Raw genomic sequence first — 19991 nt, 5'->3', positions numbered from 1 at the left:
CAAAGGGCTGGCGCACCTTGGCGCGCAGGCTGGCCATCGTCTCGGGATGGGTCAGCATTACGCGATAGACCTGCGGCAATTGCCCGTTCGTGTCGCGCCAGGTCGCGGCCATTGCATCGACCAGCTCGGGCGACGGGCTGTCCGAGACGAAATGCACGGCCAGCTTGCGCGACACGAATTGCGCGGTTTCGGGCCGGCGTGCGATGTCGCGAAAGGCGGCGCGGATGTCACGCAGCTCGCCCGGCCCCTTCCCGCCATAGGACTTGCCCAGCACGGTCTCGGCCCCCGGTTCGGCGATCTGCGGACGATAGGAGAAGCCGTCTTTCGCGGAATAGCTCAACCCGGTCATCAGCTCGGCCAGCTCGCGCACGTCACGCTGGGTATAGGGCGCGCCCACGCCCAGCGAATGCAGCTCCATCGCTTCGCGCGCCAGATTCTCGTTCAGGCCAAAGGCCTTTTCGGCGCGGCGCCGCGCCATCTGCGAATTCGGCCCGCGGCTGGTGTTCTGGTTCAGATAGACCAGCATCATCGGGTGGGTATCGGCGGCGAAGAACAGATCCTCGAAACGGCCATTGATATGCGGCCGGATCGCCTCGTCGTGAAAGGCCATCGCCAGTGCGTTCGTCTGCACGCCATCGGGCCGAACCGTGAAATGGTCGGACCAGAACTGCACCAGCCTTTCGCCGAATCCGGTCGGATCCTCGACGGCGCGTGCCAGCCGCCGCTGCAGGTCGCGCACGGTCAGGCGGCTGTTTTCGACGTTATAAGCCTGGAACTCTTCTTTCGCGGCTTCGCCGCTGTCGCGCGCCTTGCGCAGCTCGTTCAGGCGCAAGGCCCGCTTCTGCGCCTGCGCCGTCGAGACCGCTTCAGCGCCCGTCCGCGTGCTGGCCGCGATGCCCTGAAGCAGCGCCTCGGGGCTTGGGGGCGGCGGCGTCAGCGGCGACAGGCCATAGCCAAGCCGGATCGCCGCAGCCTGAGGAGAATCGAATACCATGCGAGAACCTGCAACCCGGGAAGAAATGTCCCGGCGCAGTTTATCTCATGCCCGGCGGGCAAGGTCAGCACACGCTTTCGACAGCAGGCGGCGCGGCCGCGGAGTCTTGCCGAGGGTTTGCGCCCCCGGCAAGCACATGGTCAGGCCGCGATCATTCGCGCGGCAGCGCACGCAGGCGCAGTTCGCGCATCTGCTCGTTCGTGGGCTCGCTCGGCGCGCCCATCATCAGATCCTCGGCGCGCTGGTTCATCGGGAACATGATGACCTCGCGGATGTTCTGCTCATCCGCCAGCAGCATGACGATGCGGTCGATGCCGGCCGCGCAGCCACCGTGGGGCGGCGCGCCATAGCGGAAGGCCTTGACCATGCCGCCGAAACGCTTCTCGACCTCGTCATGGCCATAGCCGGCCAGTTCGAAGGCCTTGAACATGATTTCCGGCTTGTGGTTGCGGATCGCGCCCGAGATTAGCTCATAACCGTTGCAGGCCAGGTCATACTGATAGCCCTTGACCGTCAGAGGGTCGCCCGACAGCGCCTCCATCCCGCCCTGCGGCATCGAGAAGGGGTTGTGGCTGAAATCGATCCGGCCCTCGTCACCCTTTTCATACATCGGGAAGTCGACGATCCAGGCGAACCTGAACTGGTTTTCGTCGGTCAGGCCAAGTTCGCGACCGATTTCGTTGCGGGCGCGACCGGCGACGGCCTCGAAGTTCTCGGGCTTGCCGCCCAGGAAGAAGGCGGCATCGCCCTCGCCCAGACCCAGTTGCAGACGGATCGCCTCGGTCTTCTCTGCGCCCAGCGCCTTGGCGATCGGGCCGGCAGCCTCGGTCGAGCCATCCTCGGCCTTGCGCCAGAAGATATAGCCCATGCCCGGCAGACCCTGCGCCTGGGCAAACGCATTCATGCGATCGGCGAACTTGCGGCTACCGCCGGTCGGCGCGGGAATGGCGCGAACCTCGGTCCCGTCCTGCTCCAGCAGTTTCGCGAAGATCGCAAAGCCCGAGTCGCGGAAGTGGTCGCTGACGATCTGCATCTCGATCGGGTTGCGCAGGTCGGGCTTGTCGCTGCCATATTTCAGCATCGACTCGGCATAGGGGATGCGCGGCCACTCTGCATCGACTGGACGGCCCTTGCCGAATTCCTCGAACAGGCCCTGAATGACCGGCTGGATCGCTGCGAACACGTCCTCCTGCTCGACAAAGGACATTTCCAGGTCAAGCTGGTAGAAATCGGTGGGTGAGCGGTCGGCGCGCGGGTCTTCGTCACGGAAGCAGGGCGCGATCTGGAAATACTTGTCGAAGCCAGCGACCATGATCAGCTGCTTGAACTGCTGCGGCGCCTGCGGCAACGCGTAGAATTTGCCCGGATGCAGGCGCGACGGCACGAGGAAGTCGCGCGCGCCCTCGGGGCTGGAGGCGGTGATGATCGGGGTCTGGAATTCGGTAAAGCCCTGATCCCACATCCGGTTGCGGATCGAGCGGATCACCTTGGACCGCAGCATGATGTTCTGGTGCAGGCTGTCGCGGCGCAGGTCGAGGAAGCGATAGGCAAGCCGCGTTTCCTCGGGGTAGTCCTGCTCGCCAAAGACCGGCAGCGGCAGGTCATCCGAAGGGCCAAGCACCTCGGTCGCGGTGGCATAGACCTCGATCTCGCCAGTCGGCAGCTTGGGGTTGATCAGGCTGGCATCGCGCAGCTTCACGCGCCCGTCGATGCGGATCACCGTCTCGGCCCGCAGCTTTTCCAGCGCGGCAAAGGCCGGGCTGTCGCTGTCGGCGATCACCTGGGTGATGCCGTAATGATCGCGCAGGTCGATGAAAAGCACGCCGCCATGATCACGGACCCGATGGACCCAGCCCGACAGTCGGATTTCGGAACCGGCATTGGCGGCGGTCAGCTCGCCGCAGGTGTGGCTGCGATAGACGCTCATCATCTTTTCCCCTTGGTATCAGCGCACGCATGAACCGCTTGTGCCGGGGGAAGTCAAGCTTTCAGAAGGGCCGGACCACGTTGCCGGAATAGAAATAGGTGCCCATCCCCACGGCAAAGAGCACGTTCCCCGCCACCGCATGCAGCAGCCAGGCCGAGGGGAAGCCGTGGCGCAGATAGGCGCGGGCAAAGAACCATCCGCCCATGAAGGTCAGGATCGCGACCACCCAGGACCAGTACATCAGATGGGCAAAGGAAAAGATCGCCGCGTTCAGCGCGATTGCCGGATGCCCCTGCGGCAGCAGCGGGGCATAACGGTGGAAGAACAGCGGGCGAAAGATCAGTTCCTGCGGCAGCGCGGACAGAATCGGATAGAAGGTCCAGACTACCAGCAGGAATTCGGGGCGGTTGCGCACCATGTTGAACAACGCGCCAGGATGGAACCACCACAGCAGCGCGACCCCGATGACAAAGCTGGCGACGGCCATTCCCAGAAGCTCGCGCCAGGGCAAGGCCCTCCAGCCCCGCACCAGACCCCGCCACGCGAACCCGCCGGTCAGCCACAGAAGCCCAAGCCCGATGATACTGAAGACGGCCAGCGCCCGGAACAGCATGTGGCCGGGCATGAACAGCGCGATGCCCAGGGGCGCCCCGATATAGAGCGCCCCGAACTCGGCCCAAAGCAGGCGCCGGCTTACTGAAGTCGCCTGCTCAGCCATAGACGCCATTGCTTGGCCCCGCCCGCGAAGACGTTCAGGTCCACGTTGCCCTGCACGCCGGGCACGATGCCGGTGCCGGTATATTGCCAGAAGCTGTAGGGTTGGCCCGGATAGACGATACGGGGATGGCCCGCGACCGAGCGCAGCCAGAACTCCTCGGGCCAGCTGCCCAGGTTGTTGTCCCGGTAGAAGTCGACCGTGGTATAGATGATCGGCCGTTGGCCATAATGGCGATGCAGGATGTCCTTGAAGATCTTGGCCTCGCGCAGCACCTCGTCGCTGGGCGGACGGCGGGGGCAGGTCTTGGACGCGGTCCATTCCAGGTCGATGACCGGCGGCATCGCTCCGCGTTCACGTGGAACATTGGCGATGAACCACGCCGCCTGCTGCGCGCCCGAGCGGCAGAAGTAGAAATAGTGATAGGCGCCGCGCGGAATGCGCGCCTGCCCGGCTTCGTACCAATAGCGGCGGAAGTTCGGGTCTGCATGGTCAGCGCCCTCGGTCGCCTTGATGAAGGCGAAGCTGACCCCGGATCCGCGCACCCTGCCCCAGTCGATATTGCCCTGATAGCGCGAGATGTCGATGCCGTGGACCGGGTGGTCATAAGGATGACCACCGACCCAGGCATGGGGTTGGGAATCGCCGAATTGCGGCCCCGCCCCGTAACCCACGGTCACCGCCGACGGTCCCCTGCGGCCACCGCCGCAGGCCGCGAGACTGACCAGTAAAACCACGCACAGGAACTTGCCCAGAATATTCATCACTGCCCTCTGTCCTTTGCCCGTCTTGCCGGAGCTTTGGACCTTTATCGCAAAGGCACAGAGTTCTGTCACGATGCCGTGACAGTCACGATCATGTCAGTCGATCTCGCTTGGAGTGTTGCAGGCAGGACCCAGCGCACGGCATCGGCGGAATACGGCCTCTCCCTGTCGGGCAGCGGTGCCGCCGGTCCATGGCTGGGACCTGCGAAGACAACCCGCCTCGCGACCGGGCTCAGGCGGCTTCTATCAGGAAATCTACCAGCAACCGGGCCAACAGATCGGGGGCCTCAAGCGGGATCATGTGGCCAGTGGGCAGGATTTCCAGCCGCGCGCCGGGAATGGCCTGCGCCATTTCCACCGATTCCTCGACGCTGCGCAGGCGGTCGCGGTCCCCGGCCACAACCAGCGTCGGGCAACGGATCGACGCCAGCTGGTCAAGGTCGCCCTCGCGGCGAAACATGGCCTGGCGGCGAAAGGTCTCGCCTCCCAGCCGCAGGCTCATGTCGTGAATGCGCGAGATCAGGGCGGAATCGCCCTCGTGTTCGGGCGCAAGGGACTGCGCGATGGAACGGCGCGAGACGCCCCGAAACACGGCGGGGTTTGCCCCCAACGCGACCGCGCGCCGACGCTCCTGCAACTCACTGTCACTTCGCGACGAGGTCGCGATCAGGACCAGTCGCGAGACACGCTCGGGCGCGATCCGTGCCATTTCGCGCGCGACATAGCCGCCCATGGAAAAGCCGATCAGCGCGAAACGGGCGGGCGCGGCGTCCAGCGTGTCCCGGGCCATTTCGGCAATCGTGGTCGCCCGGGCCGGATCGGCATGGGTCAGCGGTCCGATCCGCTGCAGCGCCGGGGCGACATCGGTCCAAAGTTCGCGGTCCAGCATGAAGCCGGGAACAAGCGTCAGGGCCATTGTCCCTCTCTGTCCTTGGCTTTTCCGCGTCAGTTCGCGTCGGGAATCAGCTTGCCGGGATTCATGATCCCTTCGGGGTCCAGCGCCTGCTTGATCGCCGCCATCACCGCGACCCCCTCGCCATGTTGGGCGCGCATCAGCGGGCGCTTGCCAACCCCGACGCCATGTTCGCCGGTGATGGTGCCGCCGACGGCCAACGCGCGTTCCGCCATGCGGGTCGCGACGCGTTTCGCGGCGGCAAGTTCGGCCTCGTCCCCCGGCATGATCAGAAGCTGCGAATGGAAATTGCCGTCGCCGACATGACCGACCATCGGGCCAATCAGCCCCTCGGCCCGGATATCGGCGGCGGCGGCGGCCACGGCCTCGGCCAGATGCGACATCGGCACGCAGACATCGGTCACGACCGCCGTCGCGCCCGGACGCAGCGCAAGGCAGGCGCGATAGGCGCCGTGGCGCATCTTCCACAGGGCCGCGCGATCCTCGGGCGTGGTTGCCCAGTCAAAGCCCTGCCCGCCGAATTCGGCCGCAAGCTCGCCGAACTTCTGGGCGTCCTCCTTGACCGTCGCGGGCGAGCCGTGGAACTCGACCATCAGGTGGGGGCCTTCGTGCAGATGCGTGCCCGCATATTGGTTGAAGGCGCGCGCGGCATCACCATCGACGAATTCGATCCGCGCCATCGGAATCCCCGACTGGATGGTCGCGGTCACGCATTCGACCGCCTCCTCCAGCGTGCCAAAGGCGCAGACGGCCGCGGCCATTTCCTCGGGCTGGCCGTGCAGGCGCAGGGTCAGTTCGGTGATGATGCCCAGCGTGCCTTCCGATCCGACGAACAGCGCGGTCAGATCATAGCCCGCGCTGGACTTCGCCGCCCGCGTTCCGGTGCGGATGACACGCCCGTCGGCCAGAACGACCTCAAGCGCCAGGACGTTGTCGCGCATGGTGCCATAGCGCACGGCGGTGGTGCCGCTGGCACGGGTCGCCGCCATGCCGCCCAGGCTGGCATTGGCACCGGGATCAACCGGGAAGAACAGGCCTGTCGCGCGCAATTCGGTGTTCAGCGCCTCGCGCGTGACGCCAGGCTGGACGCTGGCCTGCAGGTCGCCGGCACGCACCTCGATCACGCGGTCCATCTTCATCAGGTCGATGACGATGCCGCCATGAATGGCCAGCGCATGCCCCTCAAGCGACGTGCCGGTACCCCAGCCGATCACCGGAATGCGGTGCTGATGGCAGATGCGCATGACGGCCGCGACCTCGTCGGTCGAAAGGGGCCAGACGACCGCGTCAGGCGGCGGGGCGCGGTGAAAGGTTTCGGAGACGCCATGCAAATCGCGATCGGCCTGCGACTGGGAAAAGCGCGCGCCCAGAAGCTGGCTGAGCGCCTCGGCGGCCTGAACGGGTATCGGCATGGTGTCCCTCCTGATTGCAGGCCGGTCATAATCCCGCGCGTGCCCCAAGGACAAGCGGGCCATGCGCATCCCCGGCAGTGAAAGAGGAGTCAGGCGCGCGCGCCGCCGAAAATCCCCCTGACCGCGCCGATCACGGGCGAGATCACATGCTGGACCAGCGGAATCAGGATAAAGCCCAGCACCAGACCGAATATCCCGTCCAGAAACGCCGTCGTGGCCCAGCCGGCAGCCCCCGCGACCTGCGGCAATGCCTGTGCCGCGGCCTCGGACCGCTCGCGCACCCATTGATAGGGCTGGTGCATTCCCAGTTCGTGCAGCCCGTGGACCACGATCTGCCCGCCGACCCAGATCATCGCGGCGGTGCCGACCACGGTCAGCACCTTCATGAAGCCCGGCATGAAGCGGACAAGCCCGCGCCCGAAGCCTGCCAGCGCCCCACCCCGTTCGACCAGGTGCAGGCCGAAATCGTCGGCCTTCACGATGATCGCGACAAAGCCATAGACCGCCACCGTGATCCCGACGGCGACGATGGCCAGGATCAGCGCCTCTTTCCAGATCGGGTCGCCATCGGGGATCGCGGCCAGCGCGATGGTCATGATCTCCGCCGACAGGATGAAATCTGTCTTGATCGCGCCCTTGACGCGCTCTTCCTCAAGCCCGGCAGCGCCATCCTCGGTCGTCTGCAACTGCGGCTCGTTCACCTTGTGATGGCCAAGGGCATGCATGACCTTCTCGGCACCTTCGAAGCAAAGATAGCTGCCCCCCAGCATCAGAAGCGGGGTGATCGCCCAGTCGGCAAAGGCAGACAGCAGCAGCGCCACCGGCAGCAGGATCACAAGCTTGTTGATCAGCGATCCTCGCGCGATGCGCAGGACGATCGGCACCTCGCGCGAGGCGGAAAAGCCGTGGACGTATTTCGGTGTCACCGCCGCATCGTCGATGACCGCACCCGCGGCCTTGGCGCCCGCCTTGGCCGCCTGCCCCGCCACGTCGTCGACGGAAGACGCCGCAATCTTGGCGATTCCCGCCACATCATCCAGCAGCGCCAGCAAACCGCTCATCCGTCATCCTTTTCGCCTGCGGCCGTTCACGGCCCTGTGATGCCCTTGTGCGAAACGAACGCAGGGCGCGCAAGTGCGGTTCGCCGCGCCGCGCATTTTCCCGAAAGTCAGGACCGGCGCAGCGGAGCCATGGCGAACATCGGCCCGGTCGCCTGACCGGTCGGAGAGCCGCCTGCCGGCTCCTCGGACAGCGCGATGCGCACGCCCTCGACCATATCGATCCCTTCGGGCAGGCTTGTGCGCATCGGCCCCTTGCGCGCCACCAGCCCCAGCGAGACCGGGGCCGAGCCGTCCGGGCTGATCCACCAGACCTGCCAGTCGCGCCCCTCGGGCACGGTGCCATCCATCAGCATTACCTCGACCTCGCGCCCGTCCACGCGGGCATCGACGCGCATGGTCGCATCGGACGAGGCCAGCGCGGCCTGATAGCTGGGCAGCTCCGGCCCCCGCAGCACGGGCAGCGCCAGCATCACCACCAGTGCCACGGCCGCGACTGCGCCCGCGGCCGCGGAAATCAGCGGCAGCGGGCGCTGCCACCAGCGGATGCGGCTGTCGATCATATGGCTCAGCGGCGCAGAGATATGACCCAGATCCTCGCGGATGCGCTGACGCGCGCGCACCGGGGGCATGACCGGGGTCAGTTCCTCGGCAAGCACCGCCAGCCGTTCCTGCCAGTCGCGGACGCGCTGGGCGAATGCGGGATCGGCGGCAAGGCGCGCCACGGCCTGCTGCGCGTCGTCCGGGGCAGCCAGGCCAAGAGCGATTTCGGCGGCCAGGATATCGTCCTGCTGCTCGGGGGTCAGGTCCGGTTCTTGGCCGGGATCCGGGGGCGCATCCTCGCTCATCTGTTCACGCATTCCTTCAGCCGCAGCAGGCCCCGGCGCAGCCAGCTTCGCAGGGTGTTCAGGGGCACGCCCTGGCGCTCGGCCAGGTCGGCATAGGTCAGCCCCTCAAGATAGACGGCGCGGACAACACCGGCCTGTCCGGGCTCCAGCTCGTCCAGGCAGGCGGCCAGCAGGCTGTGCTGCTGCCCGCGGATCGCCGCCTGTTCCGGCGAAGCGCCCAAGGCCGGGATCGACGCGGCAGCCTCGGCCGGGGCAAAGGCGGGACGGGCATCGCGCGCCCGCAGCCGGTCGATGGCGCGGTTGCGGGCGATGGTGATCAGCCAGGTCATCGGCGACAACCCGTTCGCCGAATAGCGCGAGGCCCCGCGCCAGATGTTGAGATAGACTTCCTGAAGCGTCTCTTCCGCCTCGGGGCGGTCCTTCAGCAGCGACAGGCAGACCGCATGCAGCTTGGCCGAGGTCGCATCATAAAGCGCGTCGAAGGCCGACCGGTCGCCCTGTGCGACACGCATGATCAACCCTTCCAATGCGATCCGGCGCGCGTCGGTCAAGCGGGCGGGTCCTTCTTCCAGCAATTCGCGAAAGCTTAGAAACAGCGCGCCGGGCCGTCAATCAAGGCCACAGGCGAAGTTCCGCCCATGCGCGGGTGCTTGCACGTCCTGCCCGAATGCGCAATCAAGACGATGTTGCGACAAAAGGGCCCGAGTGATGCTGGACGTGAACGCCAAACCCACCGAAGAAATCGACCTGCGCGAGACGTTTGGTCTGAACAGCGAGATGAAGGTCAAGGGGTTTGCCGACCGAACCGATCGCGTGCCCGAGATCGACCCGACCTACAAATTCGATCCCGACACCACCATGGCGATTTTGGCGGGCTTTGCCTATAACCGCCGGGTGATGATCCAGGGCTATCACGGCACCGGAAAATCGACCCATATCGAACAGGTCGCGGCGCGCCTGAACTGGCCCTGCGTGCGGGTCAACCTCGACAGCCATGTTTCCCGGATCGACCTGATCGGCAAGGATGCGATCAAGCTGGTCGACGGCAAGCAGGTCACGGTCTTCCACGAAGGCATCCTGCCCTGGGCGCTGCGGAACCCGACCGCCATCGTATTCGACGAATACGACGCGGGCCGCGCGGACGTGATGTTCGTGATCCAGCGCGTGCTGGAAGCCGACGGCAAGCTGACCCTGCTGGACCAGAACGAAGTCATCACGCCGAATCCGTATTTCCGCCTGTTCGCCACCGCCAACACCGTGGGTCTGGGCGACACGACCGGCCTTTACCACGGCACCCAGCAGATCAACCAGGGCCAGATGGACCGCTGGTCGCTGGTCTCGACCCTGAACTATCTCAGCCACGATGCCGAAACCGCGATCGTGCTGGCCAAGAACCCGACCTACAACACCGAAAAGGGCCGCAAGGTCATCAGCCAGATGGTGACGCTGGCCGACCTGACCCGCACCGCCTTCATGCAGGGCGACCTGTCCACGGTGATGTCGCCGCGCACGGTGATCACCTGGGCACAGAACGCGCGCATCTTCGGCGACAATGTGGGTTACGCCTTCCGCCTGACCTTCCTGAACAAATGCGACGAACTTGAGCGCCAGACCGTCGCCGAGTTCTACCAGCGCCTGTTCGACGAGGAACTGCCCGAAAGCGCGGCGGTCAAGGCGGGGTGATGGGCACGGGGGTCCGGCACGCGCTGTTGACCGTGACCAGTTTGTTGCTGGCCGATGGCGCGGCCGCACTGCCCGGACCCGAAGGCGACATGCCCTCTCTTCACGTGCGGTGCGTTGCAGTCCAGCAGGCACTCGATGCAGGCTTCGCGACGCTTCAAGACCGGACCTTTGTCAATTCAACCGGCGCCAGCTATTCGCTCGGCAATCCCGTCGGCCCCCATCTTGAGGTCGCGCCCGAGGACGAGGACATTCTTGCCCGTCTAACGGAACGGCTTACCCCCGCCGCGATCGAATACGTGCAGGCAACAGTTGTGCCCGCGATCGAGAACGAACCCGCCCGTCCCCTTTCCGGGGGAGGACGCGATTTCATCCAGCTTTTCCTGAACTGCAAGGAAACCTTGGGTTCCAGCAGGTGACACCATGAAAAAATCCGACAACCCCGCCGATCCGTTCAAGAAGGCCCTGACCGAGGCGACGCGCGCCATGGCCGAGGAGCATGAGCTGAACGTCACCTTCAGCGCCGACCCCTCGGGCGTCTCGGGCGACACCATGCGTCTGCCGCAGGTCAGCCGCCGCATGACGCGGGACGAGGTGCTGCTGGCGCGCGGCACGGCGGATGCGCTGGCGATGAAGCTGCGCCATCATGATGTGGCGACCCACGCGAAATATGCGCCCGCCGGTCCGATGGCCCGCGATCTTTACGAGGCGATGGAGACCGCGCGCTGCGAGGCGCTTGGCGCCCGCGACATGCCCGGCGCGCTGTCCAACATCGACGCCAAGCTGGGGCAGGAAGCCGACCGCAAGGGCTATGGCCAGATCAAATCCCCCGCCGATGCGCCGCTTTCGGTCGCGGCGGGCTATCTGCTGCGCCAGATCGCGACCGGACGCGCGCTGCCGCCCTCGGCCCAGCATGTGGCGGACCTGTGGCGCCCCTTTGTCGAGCAGCAGGCCGGCGGCGATCTTCACGATCTGTCCAGGGCGCTGGCCGACCAGGCCGGTTTCGCCCGCCTTGCGCGCAAGGTGATCGCGGATCTTGGCTATGGCGACCAGCTGGGCGAAGACCCGGACGAGCCGCAGGATGACGACGCCGAGGAGAACGCCGAGCAGGACGAGGAAGCCGGCGACAACCAGTCCCGCGACCAGAGCGAGGACGATGAGGCCGAGGCCGCGCCCGAGCGCAGCCAGGAACAGACCCAGGACGAGCGTCAGGCCCAGGTCAGCATGGACGACCAGTCCGACGAGGAAATGGCCGACGAAGCCGAGATGTCCGAGGCGGAAAGCCCGCCCGACATCCCTCCGCCCGTCAGCGAAGCCAGTCCCGACTATCGCGTCTATACCCAGATCTTCGACGAAGAGATCCGGGCCGAGGATCTGGCCGACCCGCAGGAACTTGAACGTCTGCGCGCCTATCTGGACAAGCAGCTTGAGCCCCTGCGCGGCGCGGTCAGCCGCCTTGCCAACAAGCTGCAACGCCGCCTGCAGGCGCAGCAGAACCGCAGCTGGGAATTCGACAAGGAAGAAGGCGTTCTGGACGCGGGTCGCCTTGCCCGCGTGGTCGCGAACCCGACCATGCCGCTGTCCTTCAAGATCGAAAAGGATACCGAGTTCCGCGATACCGTGGTGACGCTGCTCTTGGACAATTCCGGCTCGATGCGGGGGCGTCCGATCAGCATCGCGGCGATCTGCGCGGACGTTCTGGCACGCACGCTGGAACGGAGCCAGGTCAAAGTCGAGATCCTGGGCTTCACCACCCGCGCATGGAAGGGCGGCCAAAGCCGCGAACAATGGCTGGCCAACGGCCGTCCCGCCCATCCCGGTCGGCTGAACGATCTGCGCCACATCATCTACAAGGCCGCCGATGCGCCCTGGCGGCGCGTGCGCCCGAACCTTGGTCTGATGATGAAAGAGGGTTTGCTGAAGGAAAACATCGACGGCGAGGCGCTGGAATGGGCCCATCGTCGCCTGACCCGCCGCCCCGAGGCGCGGCGCATCCTGATGGTGATCTCGGACGGGGCGCCGGTCGATGACAGCACGCTGTCGGTGAACCCGGCGAATTTCCTGGAAAAGCACCTGCGCGACGTGATCGCCATGATCGAAAAGCGCCGTCAGGTGGAACTGCTGGCGATCGGCATAGGCCATGACGTCACCCGCTATTACCAGCGCGCGGTGACGATCACCGATGCCGAGCAGCTGGCGGGCGCCATCACCGAACAGCTTGCCGCCCTGTTTGAAGCCGATCCCAGGAAGCGGGCCCGCGTCCTTGGCATGAATGCGGCGCGTCGGGGCTAGTCCCCTCGCGCGCCGTGCCATGCGCTGTGATCGCTTGATTTGGCCTCGCGCCTCATGCGACCACTGCGACATCGGTGGAGGCGCGACGTGCTGCGAATAGGCTTCTTCATTCCGGAATTTCCGGGTCAGACCCATATCTTCCTGTGGCGTGAACGACAGGCGTTGGCGGAAATGGGGATCGAGGCGGATCTCGTCTCGACCCGGCCGCCGCCGCGCGCGGTTGCCTCGCATAGCTGGGCGGCCGAGGCGCAGCGCCAGACGCGCTATCTGATGCCCGTCTCGACCGCCGGGCTGGCCTCGGCCGGGGTCGAAGCGCTGCGCGCACCCACGGGGCTGGCGCGCGGGGTCTCGGCGGCACTGGCGGCCGAAACGCGGGGGGGCGCCAAGCAGCGATTGCGGATGCTGGGCCTGCTGGCAATGGCCGCACGGCTGAAGATGATTGCCCGAGAACGCGGCTGGGATCACGTCCATGTCCATTCCTGCGCCGACAGCGCCAATATCGCCATGCTGGCCCAGCGGCTGGGCGGGCCAAGCTACAGCCTGACGCTGCATGGCCCGACACTGGAGGGTTATGGCCCGAACCAGCGCCAGAAATGGCGCCATGCCCGCTTTGCCACGATCATCTCTCGCCTGCTGGCCGGGGTCGCGACGCGCGAGATTGGCCCCGACCTGCCGGCGGTGGTCAATATCGCGCCGATGGGCGTGGACCTGTCCCAGATCCGCCGCAGCCATCCCTGGCATCCGCCCGCCCCCGGCAAGCCGCTGCGCCTGTTCAGCTGCGGTCGCCTGAATGCGATCAAGGGGCATGACCACCTGGTCGAGACGGTCGCCCTGCTTCGGGCCAGGGGCATCGACACTCATCTGGAAATCGCCGGAGAGGACGAGCAGGGCGGCAGCGGATATCATCGTGAATTGCAGGCCCTGATCGCCGCCAAGGGTCTTGGCGATGCGGTCAGGCTGCTGGGCGCGGTCAGCGAAGGCGCGGTCCGCGATGCGCTGGAACGCGCCCATGTCTTTGCCCTAGCCAGCCTGAACGAGGGTATCTCGGTCGCGATCATGGAGGCGATGGCGATGGAGATGCCGGTCGTCGTCACCGATGTCGGGGGGAACCACGAACTGATCACGTCGGGGCAGGACGGCATCCTGCTGCCGCCCGAACGCCCGGACCTGATGGCCGATGCCATTGCGGGGTTGCTGGCCGATCCCGAGACGGCGCAGCGCCTGGCCCATGCCTCGCGCGCGCGGGTGGCCGAGGCGTTCCATCATCGCCGCAGCGCCGAGGCCGTCGCCGACGGCCTGGCCCGCACCCTTCCGGGCGCAGAGCTTCGCCTGCGGCAGGCAAGAACCACCTGAGAACAAGAAAAAGAGGTGAACATGTTCCAGAGCTTCGACAGCCATTCGAATCCGACGCAGCATGTGCCGCGACTGGTCGCGCTGCGCGCCGAGCTGGCAAAACGCGAGCTTGACGGTTTCATCGTTCCACGCGCCGATGCCCATCAAAGCGAATATGTCGCCGCCCACGACGCCAGGCTGGCCTGGCTGACCGGCTTTTCCGGCAGCGCCGGGTTTGCCGTGGTGACGCAAGATCGTGCGGGCGTGTTCATCGACGGGCGCTATCGCGTGCAGGTGAAGTCCGAAATCGACCTGGGCCATTTCACCCCGGTTCACTGGCCGGAAATCAAGACGGCGGCCTGGCTGCGCGAAGCGCTGCCCGAGGGCGGACGCATCGGCTATGACCCCTGGTTGCATACCCGCCGCGAGATCAACGAGATCGAGCGGGGCCTGCTCGGGTCCGAAATCGGGCTGGTTCCTGTCGAGACGAACCCCGTCGACGCGATCTGGAAGGATCAGCCCGCGCCCCCTGTCGGGCAGGTCCGGCTGTGGCCCGACGCACTGGCGGGCGAAAGCGCGGCGGATAAGCGCGCGCGCATCGCCGCCCTGCTGAACCGGTCCGAAGCGCAGGCCGCGGTCCTGACCCTGCCCGACTCGATCTCGTGGCTTCTGAACATTCGCGGCGCGGATGTGCCGAAGAACCCGGTCATGCTGTCCTTCGCCATCATCGAGGATGACGGGCGCGTCGCCGTCTTCACCGATCCGGCAAAGCTGGGCCCCGAGATCCGGGCGGCCTTGGGCAACCAGGTGACGGTGCTTCCACCCGATGCGCTGATCCCGGCGCTGACCAACTTGTCCGGGCCGGTCATCGTCGATCCGGCCACGGCGCCCGACCTGGTCTTTCGCCTGATCGAAAGCATGGACACCCCGATCCGCGAGGCCGCGGATCCGGTCATCATGCCCAAGGCCACGAAGAACTCTGCCGAGATCGCGGGGATGCGCGCCGCGCATCTGCGCGACGGGGCGGCGGTCGCGGATCTGCTGTGCTGGCTGGAGACGCGCGCGCCCAGCCTTGCCGATGATCCGCTGACCGAGATCGATGTCTGTCGCAAGCTGGAAGAGTTGCGGCTGGCACGCGGCATCATCGACATCAGCTTCGACACCATCCTGGGTTCGGGTCCGAACGGGGCGATCACGCATTACCACGTCTCGGATGCAAGCGACCGGCGCATCCTGCCCGGCGATATCGTGCTGATCGACTCGGGCGGGCAATACCCGGACGGGACGACCGACATTACCCGGACGCTGCCGATGGGCAATTTCGATCCGGCCGTCCGCCGGCCCTATACCCGTGTCCTGCAGGGCATGATCGCGATTTCGCGCGCTCGCTTTCCGCGCGGCGTCGCGGGCGGGCACCTGGACGCACTGGCCCGCGCGCCCCTGTGGGCCGAGGGCATGGATTACGATCACGGCACCGGACACGGCGTCGGCGCGGGACTGTCCGTGCATGAGGGGCCGGTCCGCATCTCGCGCGTGTCGGACATTCCCCTGCAACCCGGGATGATCCTGTCGAATGAGCCGGGCTATTACCGCGAGGGCGAATACGGCATCCGCATCGAGAACCTGATCGTCGTCGAGCCGGCGGAAAGTCCGGACGGGCGCGACATGCTGGGGTTCGAGACGCTGACCTGGTGTCCGATAGACCGCCGCCTGATCGATCCCGCGCTGATGTCCCCGGCCGAGATGGATTGGCTGGACGCCTATCACGCCCGCGTCCGGGCCGAGATCGGCCCCCTGGTGGCCGAGACCACGCGCCCCTGGCTGGACGCGGCCACCCGGCCGCTGGCGCGAGGCTGAAGGCATCGGGCGCCGCGCAGGTCGCGGCGCACCGACTTTCGGGTATTTGAAAAACGGTGAAAGCCCGGCGGTTGCGCTAGTCCGGCCTGATCCGATCCGGGTGGCGGCGCCGCCAGCTGAGCGAGTTCACGAAGGCGACCGCGATGAAGGCCGCGCCCAGAAGGCCGGTGATGTATTCCGGGATGGGGCGCAGGGTCTGGACGAACATGATGATCGACAGCACGAAGATCGACCAGAACGCGCCATGTTCAAGATAGCGGAACTGGGCCAGCGTTCCCTTTTCGACCAGCATCACCGTCATCGAGCGGACATACATCGCGCCGATGCCAAGGCCTATGGCGATCAGGAACAGGTTCTGTGTCAGGGCGAAGGCGCCGATCACGCCGTCAAAGCTGAATGATGCGTCCAGCACCTCGAGATATAAGAAGGCGCCGAAGCCACCCCGCGCCACGTCGCCGGCCGAGGGCGCGCCGCCACCCCAGCGGTCCAGGATATGGCCCAGCGCCTCGACCAGAAGATAGGTAATGACGCCCCAGATCGCCGAGATGACGAAGCTGTGCTCTTTTTCCGCGGGCAGGAAATGCATGACTGTCATCATGCAGACAAGGACGAAGCCGACCTCCATGCCGCGGATCTCTCCGAGCTTGCGCAGCGCCCCTTCGACGCCCGCGATCCAGTCAACATCCTTGCTTTGGTCGAAGAAGTAGTTGAGCGCGACCAGCATGAGAAAGGCGCCGCCGAAGCCCGCGATGGGCAAATGGGCCTCGTGGATGATGCGGGAATATTCGACGGGCTGGGTCGCGGCAAGACGCAGGGCCTCGATCGGGCCAAGGCGCGCGGCGATGACCACCACCAGCAGCGGAAACAGGACCCGCATCCCGAAAACCGCAATTACGATGCCCCAGGTCAGGAAGCGGCGCTGCCAGCGCGGCGTCATCTGTTTCAGCTTGTTCGCGTTGACGATGGCGTTGTCGAAGCTGAGCGAGATCTCAAGCACCGCGAGCACGGCGGCGATCAGGAAAAAGGACAGCGCGCCCCCCGCGGTGCTTTGGTATTGCAGGCCGATCAGCCCCGCAAGCACCAGCCCGATTGCGGTGACGACGAAGGGCCAGGTCATGTAGCGGAGTGTGGATTTCATCCGTCGTCCCCGATTGTGGACCAGCATATGCAGCCATAAGCTGCAGGCGCCCACCGGACAACCCGGGGTGGCGCAAATTTGCCGGAATTGCGGCACGAGCAGGAGAAGCGGATGAATTTCAGGCGGTTTGCGATCTATCACCTGCCCGAGGGCCCGCTTGGCGATTTCGGTGCGGCATGGCTGGGCTGGGACGCACGCGGGGTGAAAGCGGCTGATCGGCCGGCGGTGGCTGGCCTGCCCGACACGGCCGAGGCGCTGACCGACGTCCCGCGCCGCTACGGCTTCCACGCGACGCTGAAGGCACCCTTCCGGCTGGCCGAAGGGCATTCGGTGGACGACCTGATCCTGCGCTGCGGACTGGTCTGCGACCACCTGTCACCTTTCCTGCTGGACCTGCGGCTAAGCCTGGACTGGGGTTTCGTCGCCCTGCGACCGCAGGCACAGCCGCCCGCCTTGCATGCGCTTGAACAGGCGCTGGTGACGCGGCTGGACGATCTGCGCGCGCCCCTGACCGCAGCCGAGCGCGACCGCCGTCGCCCGGACGCCCTGCCCCCGCAGGCACGGGCGCATCTGGATCATTGGGGCTATCCCTTTGTCCTTGACCTGTTCAACTATCACCTGACCCTGTCGGGCGGACTGGATCAGGACCGGGCCACGGCGCTGGTCGCGGCACTTGCCCCCGTGGTAAAACCGCTTATCGCGGCACCGATGGAGGTCCGGGCGGTCTCGCTGGTCGGCGAGGACGCCGAGGGCCGCATGCACCGGATCGAAGATTTCCCGTTGCGCGCTAGAACCACTTCTTCCACCTGAGAAGCGCGATTACCCCTCCGACCGAGGCGACCATCAGGACCAGCGCCATCGGAAAGCCCAGGACGCGCTGCAGGCCGGGAATGTGCTGGAAGTTCATGCCATAGATGCTGGCGATCAGCGTCGGCGGCAGGAACAGCGCCGTCACCACCGACAGCAGACGCACTCGTTCGTTCTGCTGCAGGCCGATCATGCCCATCGTGGCGTCGATGGTCATGCCGATGCGCGAGGTCAGGAAATCGGCATGGACCTCCAGCGCCTGAATGTCACGCTGCACGGCCGACCGGACCGCGCGGGTGCCGGCGTCCTCTTTCTCGCGGTCCTGCCCGGTTCCGGCGCGGTGATAGACCAGGATTCGGTCCATCGACAGCAGCCCCATGCGCACGCGCCCCATCAATTCGGCCTGCTGGCCGATGGTGACCAGCGCCGTTTCCAGATCTGCCGAATTGCCGCTGGCCGTCTTGCCCAGCACCTGCGCCGCAGTCGCGTCAAGGACACGCCCCACCCCTTCGGAAATATCGGCAAGCCGGCCCACGATTTCCTCGACCAGACCCAGGAAGATGCGCTCGGCGCTGGTGCAGCCGCTGCTTGAGCGGTCGGCGCGGGCCGGATAGGTCACGAAGGGACGCGGCGCGTGGTGACGGACCGTAACCAGCCGCTTGCCATCCAGAATGAACGTCACAGGCATGGCCACGGGGCTGCCATCGGGAAGCTGGCCCGGCAGGACGCCGGTCATGTAATAGGTCCCGTTTTCCATATACAGCCGGTTCGAGATCTCGATCTCTTCCATGTCGGCCAGCGTCGGCACGTCATAGCCAAGCGCGTTCACCGCCTCGACCTGCTCGGCCAGCGGGCGGTAAAGGTCTATCCACAGCGCAGCGTCCAGCGGCTCGGCCGGTTGCAGAAGGGTCAGGCCGGTTCCCGACCGGACATAGGCATGCAGCATTCGTTTCGTCCTTGCGCCGTCGCGCCAGACTGCTGGGCGCGCCCGCCGGGGTCAAGCGTGGCATCGCAAGCAAGGTTTTTGCGACAGACAGGAATGTCATGCGCATTTCACACCGTCACGGCATTCTTCATGGGACAACCGGCCCGAGTATTGCCATGCCCCACTTGCCACCTCTGCGCCTTGTCGGCGCCACCATCCTGCGTGAAGGAGAGCTGCGCCAGCGGTCGGTCGCCATCATCGGCGGCCGGATCGGCAAGGGGCCGTTGCCGGGCGTCGATCTGGACGGCTACCTGATCCTGCCGGGGATCGTCGACCTGCTGTATCGCCCCGAGGTGCAGGGAAGTGCCCGCCAGCGGCTGCGCGCCTCGGCCGAGCGGGCGGCAGCGGCAGGGATCACGACCGCGTGGCTGGCCCCGTCCTGGTCCTGGGATGGCAGTGTAAACAGCCCCGATGCGGCCGAGGCGCTGCTGGCCGCGATGCCGCGCCAGTCCCTGCCCGATCTGCGCCCCGCATTGCGGATCGAAAGCTATCGCACGGATTGCACGCAGCGGTTGGCCGACCTGTGCCAGCGCCTGCGGATCGAGGCGGGGTGGTTCGAAAGCGACTTCGCGCGGCTTCACAACCTGCTGCAGCACGACCCGGAGGCCTTTGCACAGGCCGCCGCGCGGCTGGGCATGACCATCCCCGCGTTGTCGCGCGACATCGAGGAAGCCGCCACACGGCGGCGCGAGGTTCCGCGGCACCTGTGCCGTCTGGCCGAAGCCTTTGACGACATCCGCGCCCGCTATGGCAGCATCGGCGATACCGGCGGTGCCATGCGCGAGACCCATTCCATGATCGGCGCAGGTCTGGCCGCCTGCCCCGCCGCCCATTCCGCGGCGGCGGCGGCGCGGGCGATGGGCGATCCGGTCCTGCTGTCGGCTGCGGACGAAGACCGGCTGCACGACCTTTTGCGCGCGGGGCTGGGGGATGCCATCGTCTCTGACGGTTCACCGCACCGCATGGTGCCCGTCGCCCTGTCACTGGCCGGGTGCGATCTGGCCGCCCTGCCCCGGATTTGGCCGCTGTTCTCGACCCGTCCGGCCGAGATCATGGGGTTGGCCGATCGCGGCAGGCTGGATCAGGGCTGCCGAGCCGACATGATCATCCTGTCGCGCCGGACCGGGCAAGTCGAGGCAACGATCTGCGCCGGCCGCCTTGCCTATCTGGGCGGCGAGGCAAGGTCGCGGTTCTCTCATCTGCTGCGTCGCTCGGGGCGCACCGACGAAGGCCCCGTGATCGAGGGGCCGGGCATCGCCGCCGAATAGG

18 protein-coding genes are annotated in these 19991 nt (G+C 66.3%); 7 read left to right on the top strand and 11 right to left on the bottom strand.

The window, feature by feature from the left end:
- The 9 genes from ACO2Q4_RS03560 to ACO2Q4_RS03520 all read right to left on the bottom strand — a co-directional run.
- Nucleotides 1–994 (bottom strand): DUF1800 family protein (locus ACO2Q4_RS03560; protein ID WP_423317294.1); only part of this gene is annotated, 994 nt, incomplete at its 3' end.
- 151 nt (nt 995–1145) lie between these two features.
- Complete coding sequence (gene aspS, locus ACO2Q4_RS03555; protein WP_311760012.1) at nt 1146–2921, bottom strand: aspartate--tRNA ligase; 1776 nt, start codon at nt 2919–2921, stop codon at nt 1146–1148.
- A 61-nt stretch (nt 2922–2982) separates the two neighbouring features.
- Nucleotides 2983–3639, bottom strand: coding sequence for a type II CAAX prenyl endopeptidase Rce1 family protein (locus ACO2Q4_RS03550; RefSeq protein WP_423317292.1), 657 nt, complete (start codon nt 3637–3639; stop codon nt 2983–2985).
- Nucleotides 3615–4400 carry a glycoside hydrolase family 25 protein gene (locus tag ACO2Q4_RS03545; RefSeq protein ID WP_311760167.1) on the bottom strand — a complete coding sequence of 262 codons (786 nt, stop codon included), beginning with the start codon at nt 4398–4400 and terminating at the stop codon, nt 3615–3617. The genes ACO2Q4_RS03550 and ACO2Q4_RS03545 overlap by 25 nt, the downstream gene beginning before the upstream one ends.
- Before the next feature lie 232 nt (nt 4401–4632).
- On the bottom strand, nt 4633–5316 hold the full coding sequence (locus tag ACO2Q4_RS03540) for an alpha/beta fold hydrolase (protein WP_423317290.1): 684 nt from the start codon (nt 5314–5316) through the stop codon (nt 4633–4635).
- A gap of 29 nt (nt 5317–5345) precedes the next feature.
- Nucleotides 5346–6725: an FAD-binding oxidoreductase gene (locus ACO2Q4_RS03535; RefSeq protein ID WP_423317288.1), complete on the bottom strand. Its 1380-nt coding sequence runs from the start codon at nt 6723–6725 to the stop codon at nt 5346–5348.
- An 89-nt stretch (nt 6726–6814) separates the two neighbouring features.
- Nucleotides 6815–7786 carry a DUF808 domain-containing protein gene (locus tag ACO2Q4_RS03530; protein ID WP_311760016.1) on the bottom strand — a complete coding sequence of 324 codons (972 nt, stop codon included), beginning with the start codon at nt 7784–7786 and terminating at the stop codon, nt 6815–6817.
- A 107-nt stretch (nt 7787–7893) separates the two neighbouring features.
- Nucleotides 7894–8631, bottom strand: a complete 738-nt coding sequence (locus tag ACO2Q4_RS03525; RefSeq protein WP_423317286.1) for an anti-sigma factor — start codon at nt 8629–8631, stop codon at nt 7894–7896.
- The gene (locus ACO2Q4_RS03520) at nt 8628–9182 is read right to left on the bottom strand and encodes a sigma-70 family RNA polymerase sigma factor (RefSeq protein WP_395135070.1); all 555 of its coding nucleotides are present in this window, start codon (nt 9180–9182) and stop codon (nt 8628–8630) included. Before ACO2Q4_RS03520 ends, ACO2Q4_RS03525 begins: the two co-directional genes overlap by 4 nt.
- Before the next feature lie 157 nt (nt 9183–9339).
- On the opposite strand from ACO2Q4_RS03520, the gene cobS reads away from it, so the two are divergent.
- From cobS to ACO2Q4_RS03495, 5 genes are all read left to right on the top strand, one after another.
- Nucleotides 9340–10314 carry a cobaltochelatase subunit CobS gene (cobS, locus tag ACO2Q4_RS03515; protein WP_311760019.1) on the top strand — a complete coding sequence of 325 codons (975 nt, stop codon included), beginning with the start codon at nt 9340–9342 and terminating at the stop codon, nt 10312–10314.
- Nucleotides 10314–10730 carry a hypothetical protein gene (locus ACO2Q4_RS03510; RefSeq protein WP_395135069.1) on the top strand — a complete coding sequence of 139 codons (417 nt, stop codon included), beginning with the start codon at nt 10314–10316 and terminating at the stop codon, nt 10728–10730. The genes cobS and ACO2Q4_RS03510 overlap by 1 nt, the downstream gene beginning before the upstream one ends.
- Nucleotides 10731–10734: 4 nt before the next feature.
- Complete coding sequence (cobT, locus tag ACO2Q4_RS03505) at nt 10735–12603, top strand: cobaltochelatase subunit CobT (protein WP_311760020.1); 1869 nt, start codon at nt 10735–10737, stop codon at nt 12601–12603.
- 87 nt (nt 12604–12690) lie between these two features.
- Entirely contained in the window at nt 12691–13956 is a 1266-nt protein-coding gene (gene epsE / locus ACO2Q4_RS03500; RefSeq protein ID WP_311760021.1) for an exopolysaccharide biosynthesis GT4 family glycosyltransferase EpsE, read from the top strand.
- 21 nt (nt 13957–13977) lie between these two features.
- Nucleotides 13978–15792 (top strand): aminopeptidase P family protein, encoded by a 1815-nt coding sequence (locus ACO2Q4_RS03495; RefSeq protein WP_423317283.1) that lies wholly within the window; start codon nt 13978–13980, stop codon nt 15790–15792.
- Nucleotides 15793–15868: 76 nt separating this feature from the next.
- On the opposite strand, the gene ACO2Q4_RS03490 is transcribed toward ACO2Q4_RS03495, so the two are convergent.
- Nucleotides 15869–16930 (bottom strand): DUF475 domain-containing protein, encoded by a 1062-nt coding sequence (locus ACO2Q4_RS03490; RefSeq protein ID WP_423317281.1) that lies wholly within the window; start codon nt 16928–16930, stop codon nt 15869–15871.
- Between the two features lie 111 nt (nt 16931–17041).
- Here ACO2Q4_RS03490 and ACO2Q4_RS03485 point away from each other — a divergent pair, with 111 nt between their 5' ends.
- Nucleotides 17042–17740: a DUF1045 domain-containing protein gene (locus ACO2Q4_RS03485; RefSeq protein WP_423317279.1), complete on the top strand. Its 699-nt coding sequence runs from the start codon at nt 17042–17044 to the stop codon at nt 17738–17740.
- On the opposite strand, the gene ACO2Q4_RS03480 is transcribed toward ACO2Q4_RS03485, so the two are convergent.
- Nucleotides 17718–18683 (bottom strand): magnesium transporter CorA family protein, encoded by a 966-nt coding sequence (locus ACO2Q4_RS03480; protein WP_311760024.1) that lies wholly within the window; start codon nt 18681–18683, stop codon nt 17718–17720. The two genes, ACO2Q4_RS03485 and ACO2Q4_RS03480, sit on opposite strands and share 23 nt — an antisense overlap.
- A 155-nt stretch (nt 18684–18838) precedes the next feature.
- Here ACO2Q4_RS03480 and ACO2Q4_RS03475 point away from each other — a divergent pair, with 155 nt between their 5' ends.
- A complete protein-coding gene (locus tag ACO2Q4_RS03475; protein WP_423317277.1) occupies nt 18839–19990 on the top strand; it encodes an alkylphosphonate utilization protein in 1152 nt (383 codons plus the stop codon).
- Nucleotide 19991: the final 1 nt, after the last annotated feature.

This window comes from Paracoccus sp. KR1-242 (assembly GCF_049446195.1).
GTDB lineage: Bacteria > Pseudomonadota > Alphaproteobacteria > Rhodobacterales > Rhodobacteraceae > Paracoccus > Paracoccus broussonetiae.
Note: the sequence above shows the minus strand (reverse complement) of the source record. Positions and strands in the feature narration are given on the sequence as shown.